The organism is Mojavia sp., from assembly GCF_059505145.1.
The window spans coordinates 1-17057 of record NZ_JCACKA010000080.1 but is presented as its reverse complement, the minus strand read 5'-3'; the positions used below and the strand labels follow the sequence as shown (position 1 = coordinate 17057).

5 protein-coding genes and 1 pseudogene are annotated in these 17057 nt (G+C 44.2%); 4 read left to right on the top strand and 2 right to left on the bottom strand.

The window, feature by feature from the left end:
* Positions 1-94: 94 nt before the first annotated feature.
* From AC5JL8_RS23430 to AC5JL8_RS23415, 4 genes and pseudogenes are all read left to right on the top strand, one after another.
* Positions 95-10807 (top strand): annotated as a pseudogene (locus AC5JL8_RS23430) (non-ribosomal peptide synthetase); the annotation flags it as partial.
* Positions 10808-11219: 412 nt separating this feature from the next.
* Positions 11220-13286 (top strand): hypothetical protein, encoded by a 2067-nt coding sequence (locus tag AC5JL8_RS23425; RefSeq protein WP_495882075.1) that lies wholly within the window; start codon positions 11220-11222, stop codon positions 13284-13286.
* A 41-nt stretch (positions 13287-13327) separates the two neighbouring features.
* The gene (locus AC5JL8_RS23420) at positions 13328-13567 is read left to right on the top strand and encodes a hypothetical protein (protein WP_495882074.1); all 240 of its coding nucleotides are present in this window, start codon (positions 13328-13330) and stop codon (positions 13565-13567) included.
* Positions 13568-13614: 47 nt separating this feature from the next.
* Complete coding sequence (locus tag AC5JL8_RS23415) at positions 13615-14433, top strand: SDR family NAD(P)-dependent oxidoreductase (protein ID WP_495882073.1); 819 nt, start codon at positions 13615-13617, stop codon at positions 14431-14433.
* Between the two features lie 16 nt (positions 14434-14449).
* Here AC5JL8_RS23415 and fghA read toward each other — a convergent pair whose 3' ends face one another.
* Positions 14450-15298, bottom strand: a complete 849-nt coding sequence (gene fghA / locus AC5JL8_RS23410) for an S-formylglutathione hydrolase (RefSeq protein ID WP_495882072.1) — start codon at positions 15296-15298, stop codon at positions 14450-14452.
* A gap of 345 nt (positions 15299-15643) precedes the next feature.
* The coding region (locus AC5JL8_RS23405) for a WD40 repeat domain-containing protein (RefSeq protein ID WP_495882071.1) at positions 15644-17057 on the bottom strand (1414 nt) is incomplete at its 5' end.

Genomic DNA, 17057 nt, shown 5'->3' with positions numbered 1-17057 from the left:
TCTTGTAATTTATGCAAAAAAGATTTTGATGTCTTGATATCAAAGTATATAAATAACAATCAATAACTTCTATAGGATGCAAAATATGTTATTAGTAGAATTCTTGAGAATCAACAACACGACTGAACAGCTTCAACTGTTAGTTGAATGTAACAATACAAAATTTAAGTATTTTCAAAATAAATGTGTTCATGATCTGTTTGAGGTTCAAGTAGAACATACATCGGATGCAGTAGCTGTGGTATTTAAAGACCAGCAATTGACTTACCGGGAATTAAATAACAAAGCCAACCAGCTCGCACATTACTTACAAAAATTAGGAGTTGTTCCAGGAGTACTGGTTGGTATTTGTATGAAACGCTCGTTAGAGATGGTAGTAGGGTTGTTGGGTGTACTCAAAGCGGGAGGAGCGTATGTGCTGTTAGATCCAGCTTATCCCCAAGAGCATTTAGGTTTAATCCTTGAAGATTCTCAATTGGCAATACTTTTAACTGATAGCGAACTGGGTTTCAAACTTTTATTTAATCAAGCCAAAGTAGTATGCCTAGACAGTGATTGGCAGGCGATCGCCTCACAAAGTCAAAATAATATAGATAGCCAAGTTACACCTGCTAACTTGGCTTACACCATCTACACATCTAATTCGACAGATAAACTCAAAGGTGTACCTATTCCTCATCAAGCGGTAGTCAATTTCTTCACTTCAATAGCACAACAGCCGGGACTTACCTCTGAAGAAATCTTGCTGGCAATGACAACATTGTCTTTAGATATAGCTGTGCTAGAAATTTTCTTGCCACTCATAGTTGGGGCAAAGGTTTACTTAGAAAGTAAATCTGCGATCGCTCAAGCATATACCGACTATGGCGTTTGCCAGTGCCAATCTCTATCTAGTGAACTACTGCAAAACCAACTTCAATATTGGCAACAGCAGTTAGCAGATGCTCCACCAGTACTAGAGTTACCCACTGACCGTCCTCGTCCGCCAGTACCGTCCTACGAAAGTGCAAAGAAATTGGTGGTACTGCCCCAAAACCTAACTAAATCGCTCAAAAATCTCTGCCATCAGGAAGAAGCCAGCTTATTCATTACCTTGCTCACAGCATTCCAGAGCTTACTGCATCGCTATAGCGGACAAGAAGACATCATTGTTGGTTCTCCAATTTCCCGACACCATCATCCAGAATTGCAGGGGTTGGCTGAATTTAGCAATACTCTAGTATTACGCACTGATCTATCAGGTAATCCCAGTTTTCGGGAATTATTGGGCCGAATCCATTCAATAGTCTTAAATGCCTATAATCATCAAGATTTATCCTTCGAGAAACTGGTAGAGGAACTAAGACCAGAACACTCCGTAAGTTATCATCCTCTGTTCCAGGTGATGTTTGAATTTCAAGAGCAGCCTCGACAAAAGCTAGAACCACCAAGTTTAACTGAGGCTCCGCTGGAACTGGAGGTAGGGAACACAAAATTAGACTTAACCCTGTCAATGCAAGAGCAGGCAGGAGTACTTGTTGGCATCTGGGAATACAACACCGATTTGTTTGATGCCAGCACAATTACTCGTATGGCAGGACATTTCCAAACGCTACTGGAGGGTATTGTTGCTAACCCAGAACAGCACGTTTCAAAATTGCCTCTACTCACGCTAGATGAGCAACAACAACTGCTGGGCAAGTGCAACAATACCGAAGCGGAATATCTTTGGGATAAGTGTATCCATGAGTTGTTTGAAGAGCAGGTAGAGCTTAGACCTAATGCCGTAGCAGTGGTGTTTGAGGAACAACATCTCACTTATCGTGAGTTGAATATCAAAGCCAATCAACTAGCACACTACCTACAAAATCTCGGTGTCGGGCCTGATGTACTCGTTGGCATCTGTGTAGAACGCTCCTTAGAAATGATAATCGGGATTTTGGGCATTCTCAAGGCAGGTGGAGCTTATGTACCACTTGATCCTAATTATCCTGTTGAGCGCCTCGCTTTTATATTAGAAGATGCTCAAGTATCAGTGCTACTGACGCAACAGCGACTATTAAATAATCTTCCCGAACATCACGCTCAAGTTTTGTGCATAGATTCTGACGAGGAAATCCTCACCCAACAGAATTCACAAAACCCCACAACTTTAGCTACATCCGAAAATTTAGCTTATATAATTTACACTTCTGGCTCCACAGGTAAGCCCAAAGGAGTATTAATTAATCACTCCAATGTTGTCCGCTTATTTAACGCCACCGAACATTGGTATCACTTTAACCAACAGGATGTTTGGACTTTGTTCCATTCCTTTGCCTTTGACTTTTCAGTGTGGGAAATTTGGGGCGCTTTAGTTTACGGCGGACGGTTAGTTGTAGTGCCTTATTGGGTTAGCCGTTCTCCTGAAGCCTTCTATGACTTACTGTGCAAAGAACAAGTTACAGTTCTCAATCAAACTCCTTCAGCCTTCCAGCAATTGATCCGAACTGAGCAGACCATTACTCAACCCGGTAACCTGGCTTTGCGTTGGGTAATATTTGGTGGGGAAGCATTGGAACTTCAAAGCTTAAAACCTTGGTTCACTCGTCACGGGGACGAGTCTCCCAGGTTGGTGAATATGTATGGGATTACAGAAACCACCGTCCATGTTACCTATCGCCCAATCACAACAGTAGATTTGGAGCAAGGTGCAGGTAGCGTTATTGGTAGCCCAATTCCTGATTTGCAGGTATATGTGCTTGATCAGCACAAACAGTTAGTTCCTGTTGGCGTTCCTGGAGAAATGTATGTGGGAGGCGCAGGTTTAGCTCGTGGCTATCTCAATCGTGCTGATTTGACTGCTAAAGCTTTTGTTGTTAATCCCTTTAACAATGACTCCAAAGCAAAACTCTACAAAACTGGAGACTTAGCAAGATATCTACCTAATGGAGACTTAGAGTACCTTGGCCGCATTGACCACCAAGTTAAGATTCGTGGCTTCCGCATCGAGTTGGGAGAGATAGAAGCTGTACTGAATCAACACCCAACAGTGCAACAAACAGTAGTAATTGTACGGGAGGATATTCCTGGGGATAAGCGGTTAGTGGCATATATCGTCCCTAACTCCGTCTCAACAATTACTATTAGTGAACTGCGTAGCTTCCTTAAAGACAAGCTGCCTGAATATATGATACCTGCGGCTTTCGTGATGCTGGAAGTGTTGCCATTAACATCTAATGGTAAAGTAGACCGTCGTGCTTTACCTGGGCCCGATACATCCAGTATTCCATTAGACACTAACTTTGTTCCTCCCAGCAATCCCACGGAAGAAATCTTAGCAGGCATCTGGAGTGAAGTTTTGGGTGTAGAGCAGGTAGGTATCAATAACAACTTCTTCGAGTTGGGTGGGCATTCTTTGCTAGCAACGCAAGTGATGTCACGTATCCGCCAAGCCTTGGCGATTGATATTTCATTGCGATCGCTATTTGAAAATCCCACCGTAGCTGGGTTAGCCGAAGTAATTGGCAATAGTCAAATTAACATAGGTGATGAGCAAAACCAGCTGATTCCGCAACTAGCCAATCGGGAGTCAGCACAATTATCCTTTGCTCAGGAAAGACTATGGTTTTTAGAACAGTTAGAGCCAAATAACCCAACTTATTTAATTCCCCAAGCACTACGCTTGCAGGGTGATTTAAATATACCTGTTTTGCAACAATCTTTGGATGCAATTGTTGCTCATCATGAGATCCTCAGAACTACTTTTATCACATCAGATGATGGTAACCCTATTCAGGTAATCGGTTTACCCAGGTCGGTAGAATTGAGAATAATCGACTTGCGTTCTCATAATCAAAGCGATCGCCAGCAGCATTTACAACAAATCCTCAACCAAGAAGCGCAAATACCCTTCGACTTAACATCAGACTTAATGCTGCGAGCCAGCTTGCTCCAGATAGACCAACAAGACCACATTCTCCTAGTGGTTATACACCACATCGCCAGTGATGGCTGGTCTACAGGTATTTTCTGGCAGCAGTTAGCAGCAGTTTACCAAGCATTTTTGCACGGTAAGTCTTCTCCTCTGCCTCCTCTACCCATCCAATATGCCGATTTTGCCGTTTGGCAACATCAATCACTATCTGGGAAGCTGCTGGAAACAGAACTAGACTACTGGAAAAATCAACTGGCGGGTGCTACCACTGTACTAGAATTGCCCACCGACCGTCCGCGCTCGCCAATTCAAACTAATCGAGGGGCTAGCCAATCGCTGTTGCTACCCCAAACCCTCAGTACAGCACTTACAGCACTTTCACGTCAACAAGGTGTCACTCTATTTATGACCTTGCTGGCGGCTTTTGGCGCACTACTGCACCGCTATACCGGACAAGAAGATATTCTTATTGGTTCACCGATTGCCGGTCGCAATCGTGCAGAGATTGAAGAACTCATCGGTTTATTTCTCAACACATTAGTTTTGCGGACTAACTTTGCTGGTAACCCCAGTTTTCGTTTGCTGCTAGAACGAGTACGCCAGATGGCCTTAGGTGCTTATGCTCACCAAAATCTACCTTTTGAAAAGCTAGTAGCAGAAATTCAACCAGAGCGAGATACCAGCCGCAACCCCTTGTTTCAGGTGTTGTTTAATATGCTCAACTTGGAGGATAAAACGCTGGATCTGCCTGGTCTGGATGTAGATTTTATTTCTCTAGCAGAAACCGCTGCGAAATTTGATTTAACCTTGTATGTTAAAGAACAACCACAAGGAATTCATCTCAAGCTAGTTTACAATCGTGACCTGTTTGATGCAGAGCGGATGAAGGAAATGCTGCATCAATTCCATCATTTGCTCAATCAGATTATCACTGCCCCAGATAGCCAGATTAGTTCCTATTCTTTAGTCACACCAGAAGCTCAAGCTTTGCTGCCACAGCCAAGTGTAGTGTTGCCACAGCCAAAGTACGAATTGGTGACCACAATGTTTACCCAACAGGTAAACAACAACCCAGAACAGACCGCACTGCGTCAAGGCGATCGCACTTGGAGCTATAGCGAGTTAGGCACAACTGCTCAAGCCCTAGCGCGAGTTATGCTAGGCAACAAAGTCGAGTCGGGAGATGTCGTAGCCGTATTTGGCACAAAGAGCTTTGGGCTAATTGCCAGTATGTTAGGCGTACTTTATTGCAAAGGCGTGTTGCTAACTATTGACCCGAAACTGCCTAGCGAGCGTCAGCAGCTGATATTACAGCAAGCAAAAGCGAAATACATCTTATATATCGATGCTCAACCCCCACAACACCAGGAACTATGGGACAGGCTGACTATCATCTGCATACATCCAGACACAGGAGCATTGCTAAATCTGCCTCAAGATGACAATCAACTCATCGAACTACCGCAAATCGATGCTGACGATGCAGCTTATATCTTCTTTACTTCTGGAACCACAGGCGTTCCCAAAGGAGTATTGGGTTGTCACAAAGGATTAGCACATTTTCTGGTCTGGCAACGACAGACATTTGCGATTGGCAAGCAAGACCGAGTAGCGCAATTGACAGGACTCTCCTTTGATGTCGTCCTCAGAGATATCTTTTTACCTTTGACCAGTGGTGCAACCTTGTGTCTGCCGCCAGAGGGAGATAACTTAGAGCCAACTAAAATTCTGCATTACCTAGAAAGTGAGCAGATTACCGTGCTGCACACAGTTCCCTCGTTAGCACAATCATGGTTAGCCAATATCCCATCTGGAATTTCGTTGCAAAACTTACGCTGGTTATTCTTAGCCGGAGAACCGCTGAAACAAACACTAGTAGAGCAGTGGCGGCAAGCTTTTCCCACATCAGGTGAAATTGTTAATCTCTACGGCCCGACAGAAACAACTTTGGCAAAGTGCTATTACCAAGTGCCGGCTGATTCTGCATCAGGGGTACAGCCGATAGGATGGCCTTTACCGCAAACCCAAGCATTGGTATTCACACCCAACAACCAACTTTGCGGCATCTCAGAAGTCGGTGAAATTGTCCTGCGTACACCATTTCGGAGTTTGGGCTACATCAATGCGGCTACGGAAACAAAGACTAAGTTTGTCCAAAATCCTTTTGGTAATGATCCACAAGATTGGCTTTACTATACTGGTGATTTGGGTCGCTATCGTCCAGATGGCTCATTAGAAATTCTCGGTCGTCGAGATCATCAACTCAAGATTCGTGGTATCCGCATTGAGCCTGGGGAAATTGAGACGGTATTAAGTCAGCATCCAAATGTTGCCCAAAGTTTGGTAATTGCGCGTGAAGATATTCCTGGTGATCAACGCTTAGTTGCTTACTTAGTTGCCAATTCCGACTCTGCACCGACGATGAGCGACCTGCGGCAGTACCTCTTGACAAAACTGCCTCAGTATATGATTCCTTCAGCTTTTGTGTTACTTTCCGCAATACCTGTGACTGCCAATGGTAAAGTAGACCGTCGTGCCCTTCCCGCACCAGAATTTTCGCGGCTAGAACCAGAAGCTACCTTTGTTGCTCCCCGTAATGCAGTTGAACGCCAACTGACCCAGATTTGGGAAGAGGTTTTACGTGTCCAGCCTATTGGTGTCCTAGATAACTTTTTTGCTCTTGGTGGACACTCTCTGCTGGCAACTCAAGTGATTTCGCGTATCCGTAAAACTTTCTCAATTGAAATTCCATTGCAATCTTTGTTTACTTACCCCGCGATCGCAGAGTTAGCTCCAGTAATTGAGCAGCATCAATCTGCGGGTATTAACCTCCAGCCACAAACAATTCCGAAACTAGCCAACCGTAAGTCGCTCCCTCTGTCGTTTGCCCAACAGCGAATGTGGTTTTGGGAACAACTAGATTCAGGTCAGGCAATTTATCACATCGCGCAAGCACTACACCTGCAAGGCGACCTCAACGTGACAGTACTGCAACAATCTCTGGATGCAATTGTTGCACACCACGAATCACTGCGAACTAATTTTATTGTCTTAGATGGCAACCCAGTACAGGTAATTCAGCAACCGCGGCCCGTTGAACTGATAGTGTTCAACTTGCAAGATTGTGAGCCAACTCAACGCCATAACCAAATCGAACAACTGTTACAACAGCAAACACAACGACCTTTTAACTTAAAATCAGACTTGATGTTGCGTTGCTGCTTGCTACAGATAGAGCCACAAGAATATATCTTGCTATTAGTGATGCACCATATTGCCTCAGATGGTTGGTCAATGGGTATCCTCTGGCGGCAGTTAGCAGATTTATATCAAGCCTTTGTTAGTAACAAACCGAACCCATTAATACAATTACCAATTCAGTATGCCGATTATGCCGTCTGGCAACGCCAATGGCTAGCGGATGAGGTACTACAAAACCAACTCCAATATTGGCAACAGCAGTTGGCAGGCGCTCCCCCTGTACTAGAGTTACCCACTGACCGTCCCCGTCCGCCAGTCCAGACTTACCAAGGTCACAGGCAATCTTTGATATTGCCCCAGAATTTGAGCGATTCACTGCAAGCACTTTCACAGCAAGAAGGTGTGACACTGTTCATGACATTGTTGGCGGCCTTACAGACTCTGCTGTACCGCTACAGTGGGCAAGAAGATATATTGATTGGCTCTGCGATCGCTGGTCGTAATCATCAAGAAATCGAAGGGTTAATTGGCTTTTTTGTCAATACCCTGGTTATGCGGAGTCATCTAGGAGGCAACCCAACTTTCCGCGAGCTACTGGCAAAAGTGCGGACAATGGCATTGAATGCTTATGCTCACCAAGATTTGCCCTTTGAAAAGTTAGTTGAAGAACTACAACCACAGCGCTCTTTAAGTTATCACCCCTTATTCCAGGTGATGTTTGTCCTCCAAAATGCCTTGAGCCAACCATTGCAGTTGCCAGGAGTGACCTTAACTCCCTTAGAAGTTCATAGCGGTAGAGCCAAGTTTGATTTAACATTTGAACTCCAAGAAACAGCCGCAGGCATTCAAGGCACTGTAGAATACAACACCGACTTGTTTGATGACGCGGCGATCGCCCGAATGTTAAGACATTTCCAGACATTGTTGGAGGGTATTGTTGCTAATCCAGCACAGCACATTTGCCAATTGCCATTACTTACCACAGCCGAGCGACATCAATTACTTAAAGAGTGGAATCATACTCAAACTGACTATCCCAGATATGCTTGCATTCATCAATTATTCGAGGCACAGGTAGAACGTTCTCCTAACAGTATTGCTGTAATCTTTGCAGAGCAGCAACTTACCTACCAACAGTTGAATCAGCAAGCTAATCAGTTAGCACACTACTTGCAAAGCTTGGGTGTGGGGTCAGAGGTCATGGTTGGATTGTGTGCAGAACGCTCTTTAAAAATGATTGTCGGATTACTGGGTATCTTAAAAGCAGGTGGCGCTTATGTACCTTTAGATCCAAAATATCCCCAAGAGCGCTTGAGTTTGATGTTAGAGGATGCCCAGGTACAAGTTTTGCTAACTGAACAGCATTTAATAGAAAAATTACCTGTGGGTGAAGCAAAGGTAGTTTACTTAGATAGTGATGCTGAGGTAATTACCCAATACAGCCACGAAAATACAGTCACTCAAACTACCCCTGACAACTTGGCTTATGTTATTTATACATCTGGTTCTACAGGCAAACCCAAAGGTGTGAGCGTACTGCATCGGGGTGTTGTGCGCTTAGTCAAAGACACAAATTACGTCAATTTCAGTCCAGAAGACGTTTTTTTACAGTTAGCTCCCGTTTCTTTTGACGCTTCCACCTTTGAAATTTGGGGATGTCTGCTCAACGGTGGCAAGCTTGTTGTCATGCCACCGCACACCCCATCCTTACCAGAATTAGCACAAGCTCTGAAACATTACGGTGTCACAACAGCGTGGCTTACTGCCGGACTTTTCCACCTCATGGTAGATGAATATGTTGAAGATTTAAAACAAGTTCGGCAACTTTTAGCTGGCGGAGATGTTTTATCTGTTCCTCATGTGCAAAAACTATTACAAGCAGGCGGAGAATGTCGCTTAATTAATGGCTATGGCCCCACGGAAAACACAACCTTTACTTGTTGCTATTCTTTAGACAAAAATACTAAGATTCGTGGCTCTATTCCCATCGGTCACCCAATTTCAAATACACAAGTTTACATCCTCGATCGCAACTTACAACCTCTACCCATTGGCATTCCTGGCGAGTTGTATATTGGTGGTGATGGTTTAGCTAGGGATTATCTCAACCGACCAGAACTGACAGCCGAAAAATTTATTGCCAACCCCTTTAGTAATCAGCCAAGTGACAAACTCTATAAAACTGGAGATTTGTGTCGCTATTTATCTGATGGCAATATTGAATTCCTCGGTCGCCTGGACTATCAAGTTAAGATTCGGGGCTTTCGCATTGAGTTGGGAGAAATTGAAACTGTACTAGAGCAACATCCGGCACTCAAGCAAATTCTAGTCATGGCTAGAGAAGATGTTCCCGGTGACAAACGGCTCGTGGCGTATGTTGTAGCTCACTCAGAACAAGTACCTACTATCAACGAATTGCGTAGTTTCTTACGAGAGCAGCTACCCGACTACATGGTTCCTACAACCTTTGTATTTTTAGATCAGCTACCGTTAAACTCTAACGGCAAAGTAGACCGCCGTGCCTTACCTGCACCAGATACATCGAGCCTGAAGGCAACTAGCATTGTTCCACCACGTAATGAAGTAGAACGCCAACTCGTAGAGATTTGGGAAAAAGCTTTAGGTGTCCAGCCCATTGGCGTTACAGATAATTTCTTTGATTTAGGAGGGCATTCCCTACTAGCAATAAAACTGTTTTGGGAAATTGAGCAAGCATTCGGTAAAAGTCTGCCTTTGGCGTGTCTGTTCCAATCAGGTACTGTAGAAGCTTTAGGCAAAATTCTCTGCCCAGAAGAAGTAGAAACAAACCATGCTTCATTAACTACTGGGCAACAGGATAAATCAACTGCGGCTTGGTCATCGCTGGTAGCGATTCAACCTAACGGCTCTAAACCTCCGTTCTTCTGTATTCATGGTTTGGGTGGAGAAGTCCTGTGTTTCCGAGAATTGGCAATGTCTTTGGGAGCAGATCAACCATTTTACGGGCTACAATCACCAGGACTAGACGGCAAACAGCCTCTGTTGCCCAGAATTGAAGACATGGCAGCACTCTACATTCAAGAAATCCGATCCATTCAGCCCCACGGCCCTTATTTTCTGGGAGGATACTCTTTTGGGGGTATAGTTGCCTACGAAATGGCTCAACAACTTGAGCGACAAGGCGAAAAAGTGGGTCTTTTAGTGATGTTGGATACTTGTCGTCCAGGTGCTGGTCAGCGAGCGCCATTTGTAAAGCGAATTGTTGAGCATTTCCATAATCTGATCAAACTTGGGCCTAGCTACCTTTGGCAAAGAACTCAAATTTGGAGCAAGTGGGGTAAACAACTACTCCAGAGTGGCGCATATCATCTCAAAAAGAAATTCAAGCGTTACTCGAATGCCAAGCCTAAGTATTTAGTAGATATTAGCCAAAAGCTATCGGATACTGACCAGCACCTAGAAATCATGGAAAATCATGTCCAGATGCTCAACAAATATACTTATGAAGTTTTCCCAGGTCGAATGCTCGTCCTTCGCACTGAGGATCAGAACCGGGGTGATGGTATAGTAGGTGAAAAATTTGACCCTCAATATGGCTGGGGTGATATGGTCAGCGGTGGATTAGATGTCCATTATATTCCCGGATCTCACTTGACTTTACTTAACGAACCCCATGTACAAGTTGTGGCGGAAAAATTGCGCGATCGCTTGGCTCAATCTGCTTGTAAATGATAAAAGCTGAAGCATAAAACCTGAACTAATTAAACTTCTTGCAAAATCCGAATAAGAGCAAAAGTAACCACAGATAAACGCAGATGCACACAGATATTTATCTGTATGCCTCTGTTGTTTTATATACAAAAATAAAATTTATGCAAGAAGTTTATTACAGCAATTTTTGGTAAATAAACCACACGGTAGATGCGGTCATTCGCAGCTACACTTTGCCAATGATCAAATGCCTGTATTGTACATGGACTTTTGTAGGTTTGCCAGTTGTTGTAAAAACATCTCTAATACAAAAGCCTTTTCTATTTATGTACCTATCGTTTTGGCGAAAGTATCGCTTGACGAATCAGCTTTAAGGGTGAAGTTTTTATTTTTAAGCTTCGCTTAAATTTAAATGCGTCTCTTTGTGATCAAAATGGTAAAAACTGACCCAGCTATTAACATAGATTCTAATACGCCAAAAAAGCAGTTTCTCAGAAATAGATGGCGCAGTATTACTATCTTGTTATTTTTAGTTACTTTTGTGAGTTTCTTTGCCTACAGACTGGAAATAGTTTTAGGTGTAACTCCTAGTAAATACAATACTTTTACGCCTCAGACACAGGCTGCGTCGCAAGAAATTGGTTCCTATGATGTTCTGGGATACAGCATCAATAAAGAAGAGGCAACACGGTTACTACAAACAGAAGATGGGCGCAAACAACTATCACCTGAAAATGGAGCATTTGCTGTCACTCAAGAAACTTTAAAGCTGGGTCGGGACGCTTTTTACTCGGAAACTTTTGGGAATGAAATTTTTCAAACTGATGTAGTTGGGGTGCTGAATGGCCCGATTAATATGATAACGGTAGGTCAGGCGATCGCTGGGCTTGGAGGTAAGCACACAACTAATCTCCAAATTCCCATAAATGAAGATGTCACAATTGGTGGACGCACTTTCAAAGCAGGTACGTTGTTAAATACAGGATTAGACGTACCTGCAAATTCGCTTGTACCACTGGGTATGCGTGCCAGTATCACTAAAGGTAAGCTAAGATTCGGCATTACCTGTGCTTTATGTCATGCCACAGTTGAGAGTAAAACCGGACGTATTTTAGAAGGCGCACCAAACAATGATCTAGACACTGGTTTAGTTTTGGCATTTGCAACGAATTCAGCAGCAATGTTTCGCCAAACAGATGTTAATCCCACTCAAATTCCTTTAGGTGAGCATACTTACATTAACGCTGATAATCAAGAGTCACGCCTACCAGATGTTAAAGCCGTAGAAGATGCAGTTGATGCAAAACTGCTTACTTGGCCACCGGGTAATTTTGATTCAACTGGCACTTTAGTAAATAATCCCTCGCAAACTCCATCATCTTATACTTTTGGCGCTTGGCCTTATGGTTGGAGCGGTCATTCTGCGGTTGGTTGGTTTCACGGTTTGACTACCCTAAATAGCAATGTCCATGCTACTAATTCAGACGGGACAAATGGTGCTGATGCTAGCCAAGCCTTATTAGGAATTGATAAGGAAACCTATTTAGGCGTGATTTTGCAAAACGCGGCTAATCCGGCTTTTAAATTGCCCACTGGCGCAAAACCCTCAGAATTTTTCAACAAAATCGATCCTACTCCTGGGGAACCTGCAATCAATGAAGTGATTCGGATGCCTGGATATCCTCAAGGTTCGCCGTTTATGTTGGATGGGTTAATGGCTTCTTCTCCCGGATTTCCTGTAGGCGAACAGCTAAATGCAATGTCCGCTTGGCAAAATACTTTGGCTCCACCACCTACTGCAATTAGTGATGTTGCCTCTCTAGAGAGGGGATCTGCTGTATTTACTCGTGCTGGCTGCATAGAGTGTCATAGTGGGCGCTACTTTACTAATCATGATGTCATCGCCCAAAACGAAATCGGCACTCAGCCATCACGGGCCCCTACATTAGCGCCATTTGCCAAGAATTTCACCACACCCCAAACCTATCCCAACAGCGTTTCTGTTCCTTTACCATCTAACCCTCCGGTGCTAGAAGTTTCTACAGATATTACGCCAAAGAAAGCACAGGAGTTAGCTTTTGGTATTAACAATTCTGCTGGAGGCTATAAAGTACCAAGCTTAATTGGCTTGTATCTAACTGCGCCTTATTTACATGATGGTGGCGTGGCTGCTAGCGCTGAAGCACTCAAGCAAGATGGCAAGGACGGACATTTTGTGGTTGCTAACCCTGACCAAATTGGTATGGCTGGTACATTAATGCAAAATATCCTACCCGATCCGGCGGCAAGTTTACGGGTGTTAGTTGACCGCAATCTCCGTCAGGTAGCAGTTGCAGCTAACCAAGCTAATTCAGATTTGCAAAAGTCAAATGTGGATGGCAGTGGACACGCTTACTGGGTAGATGCAGAGGCTGGCTTTACTCCTGGGGAGCAGACAGATTTGATTCAATTTCTCCTCAGTTTGGATGATAACCCAGAGGTTCTGCCTAGCTCACGTTAACTTGAGATAGATTGTTTTTGCAAAATTACCAAAACAAACAGATGGAACGAGAAATTAAAGATTCAGATGGAATTACATGGTCGTGTGTTCAGGCATTTTCAGGTGTTTCTGATAACGCAGAAACTCGAAATGCTGCTCAAGTCAAAGGAGAACCAGATACTTACTGGGTTGTCTGTACTCCCAGTGGCGGCGCACAATCTGTGCGGCTGAAGCTACAAGGCAAATGGGAAACAGACTACTCTGACGAGGCGTTACTCAACGAAATTAAGACGCAGCAGTGATGTATTAATCTGCATGGGGTATTAAATCAATGCTGTAGGTGAATTCTATGACCAAGACAGTAATTATTACAGGTGCATCTCAGGGTATTGGCAAGGCAACAGCATTACTGTTTGCTCGTCAAAATTATGACGTTGTGCTGGCAGCTCGTCAATTTGATCGCTTAGAAGCTACCGCCGCAGAAATACGCGAACTTGGCCGAGAAGCGATCGCAATTTCTACAGATGTTAAAGATCCTGTACAAGTGGAAAATCTGATTGATAAAGCGATCGCTCACTTTGGTCATATAGATGTACTCATTAACAATGCCAGCATCTATACTTTAGGGCCTGTGGAAGAATTTACCTTAACTGATTGGCAAGAGGCGATCGCAACCAATTTGTGGGGTTATATTCATACTATCAATGCACTCCTGCCTCATTTCTTAGAGCGTAGAAGTGGCACAATCGTAAATGTCAGTTCTATTGGTGGTATTAATCCGATTCCTTACCAAGTTCCTTATTCTACTACTAAGTATGCCGTAACGGGGTTGACCAAAGCACTGCACGCAGAGTTATCGCCTAAAGGTATTCAAGTTTGCGGAATTTATCCGAGTTTCATCCGCACCCATCTTATGGAACGGGGAATATTTCGCGGTGAGGATGAAGAAACGGCTCACGCGCGTTATGAATTGGTGGACAAAGCACTCCATAGTCCTGTGCTAGAAAAGCCTGAAGATGTAGCGCAGGCAATTTGGAGTGCAGTCAAGTATCAGCGATCTGAAGTTCTCGTAGGCACAGCAAAATTGTGGACAGCAGCTTTTCATTTGTTTCCTAGCTTGATGAAGTCAATTTCCCGGCGCGTCTTTGGGATGAAAGAACGTCAGTAATTACCACTGCATCATTTCAAGAATGCTGTAAGGCGATCGCATGATGGCGAATGTGGTCTGCGATAAAACTGGCAATAAAATAATAGCTGTGGTCGTAGCCTTCTTGGTAACGCAAGTTTAGGGGTTGCTTCACTTCTGTACAAGCTTGCTCAAACACTTCTGGTAGTAATTGTTCGGCTAAAAATTTATCAGCAGTTCCTTGGTCAATCAGAATCGAACTGTGATATCCTACCTGCTTGACTAATTCAGTGGCATCATAAGCACGCCAAGATTCTTGATTATTTCCTAAATAACGGCTGAATGCTTTTTGTCCCCAAGGGCAACGCATAGGTGCAACGATAGGTGCAAAGGCTGAGACAGATTTATATAATGTGGGGTTTTTCATTGCACACACTAACGCCCCATGTCCGCCCATAGAGTGACCGAATATACTTTGTTTTTCGGTTTGAGTGGGGAAGTTTGCGGTGATTAAAGCAGGTAATTCTTGGACGATATAACTATACATTTGGTAGTGTGCTTGCCACGGTTGGGCTGTAGCATCAACATAAAAACCTGCACCTGTACCAAAATCCCACTCGTCATCTTCGCCAGGAATACCAGTATTGCGAGGGCTAGTATCGGGTGCGACTAACATTAACCCGTACTCAGCCGCGTAACGTTGCGCCCCTGCTTTGACCATAAAATTCTCTTCAGTACAAGTTAAACCAGAGAGAAAATAAAGAATCGGTACAGGTTGTTGAGTTGCTTGCGGTGGTTGATAGATGCTAAAGCGCATTTCTCCGTTACAGGTTGAGGAAAAGTGAGAGTAAAAGCCGACTTTGCCACCAAAGCATTTATATTCTGAAATCAGTTTTAGTTTAGTCATTAATCATATCCTCGTTCTGTCATCACTCAACCCCAATATGGATTTTAGAGGAATGTTGACAGAAAGCCAGCGCTTGTCCCCTCGTCCCCTTGTCCATGAGTGTCAACTTAACGTGAAAGGCTTTGTTGATCAAGATATTTGATCCCCCAACCCCCTTAAAAAGGGGGCTAAGATTCTAATTCCCCCCTTAAAAAGGGGGGTTAGGGGGGATCTAAAAGTTTATGGTGCTAAGAGAGAGAACCTTAAAGACTTACGCTATATGCATCTAAGCTTAAGTTGACACCAATGCCCCTTGTCCCCCTGTCCCCTTGTCCCCTTGCCCCCCGCCCCATGCCCCATTACGTACTAATTCCGCAAGCGTTTAAGTTCTTCATCTGTAAAAGGATTGTTGCCAGCTTTTAGTTCCTTTACCCAGCGTTGCCGTTGTACTTTGGTATCTTTATCGTTAACCTGGGTGATGTAGGCTTCAAAATCAGGAATTGCCCCTTGGTAGTCGCCTGTTAGCGCCCGCGCCAAGCCACGGCTATCACGAATATAGCCATTTTTAGGGTCAAGCTTGACGGCTTGGTTACAGGCAAACATGACATCAGCGGCTTGTTTTTGCAGGCTACCTTGCCAGCATAGTGTGTCCCAAGAATAGGCAGAGATTTCAACTTCTGGGTCAAATTTTTGGGCGTTGGTGTAGGCTGCTAATGCTTCCTTAAACTTATCCTGTCTGACAAAGCTTGTTCCCGCCTCAACTAATACAGAAGCAGCTTTTGTTTTTGGTTGAAAGTCTAAACTGGGGTCTAGTTGCAATGCTTGCTGGAAATTTGCGACTGCATCCTCAAGATTGCCCACTTGTGCTAACTTCTCACCCTTTTCAATTAGCGCTGAAGCATTTGCCAATTGCTGTGCTTTTGCTTGTGGGTCAAGCTTTAAGCTGGGGTTCCACTCTAATGCTCTGCGGAACTTGGCAACAGCAAGATTAATATCTTCTTTTCGGGCTAATTCTTCAGCTTGGGCAACTAATGCTGGTGCGGCTTCTTTTTTAATAGCTGGAGTTTGGCAGGCTTTGAGATCTTCTAGCACATCTGGATGGGTAGCTAGGTAATTATTTAACCAATTGCAACCACTGGTTAATAAATTATCTAAATCAAAATCCCATAAAATAGCTGTGCTGTCATCACTTGCAGTCGCTAGGGTCTTGCCGTCGGCACTGAAACTCACACTTAAGACACCACCGCTATGCCCCTTGAGAGTTTTGAGGAGTTTGCCAGAGATGTCCCAGAGTTTGACTGTGCTGTCTAAACTTGCAGTCGCTAGGGTCTTGCCGTCGGCACTGAAACTCACACTATTGACACTACTGCTATGCCCCTTGAGAGTTTTGAGGAGTTTGCCAGAGATGTCCCAGAGTTTGACTGTGCTGTCATCACTTGCTGTGGCTATCGTCTTGCCATCGGGACTGAAACTCACACCCCTGACATAACCGCTATGCCCGTTGAGAGTTTTGAGGAGTTTGCCAGAGATGTCCCAGAGTTTGACTGTGCTGTCAGAACTTGCAGTCGCTAGGGTCTTGCCGTCGGGACTGAAACTCACACCCAAGACAGAACCGCTATGCCCCTTGAGAGTTTTGAGGAGTTTGCCAGAGATGTCCCAGAGTTTGACTGTGCTGTCTAAACTTGCAGTCGCTAGGGTCTTGCCGTCGGGGCTGAAACTCACACTGCTATGCCCGTTGAGAGTTTTGAGGAGTTTGCCAGAGATGTCCCAGAGTTTGACT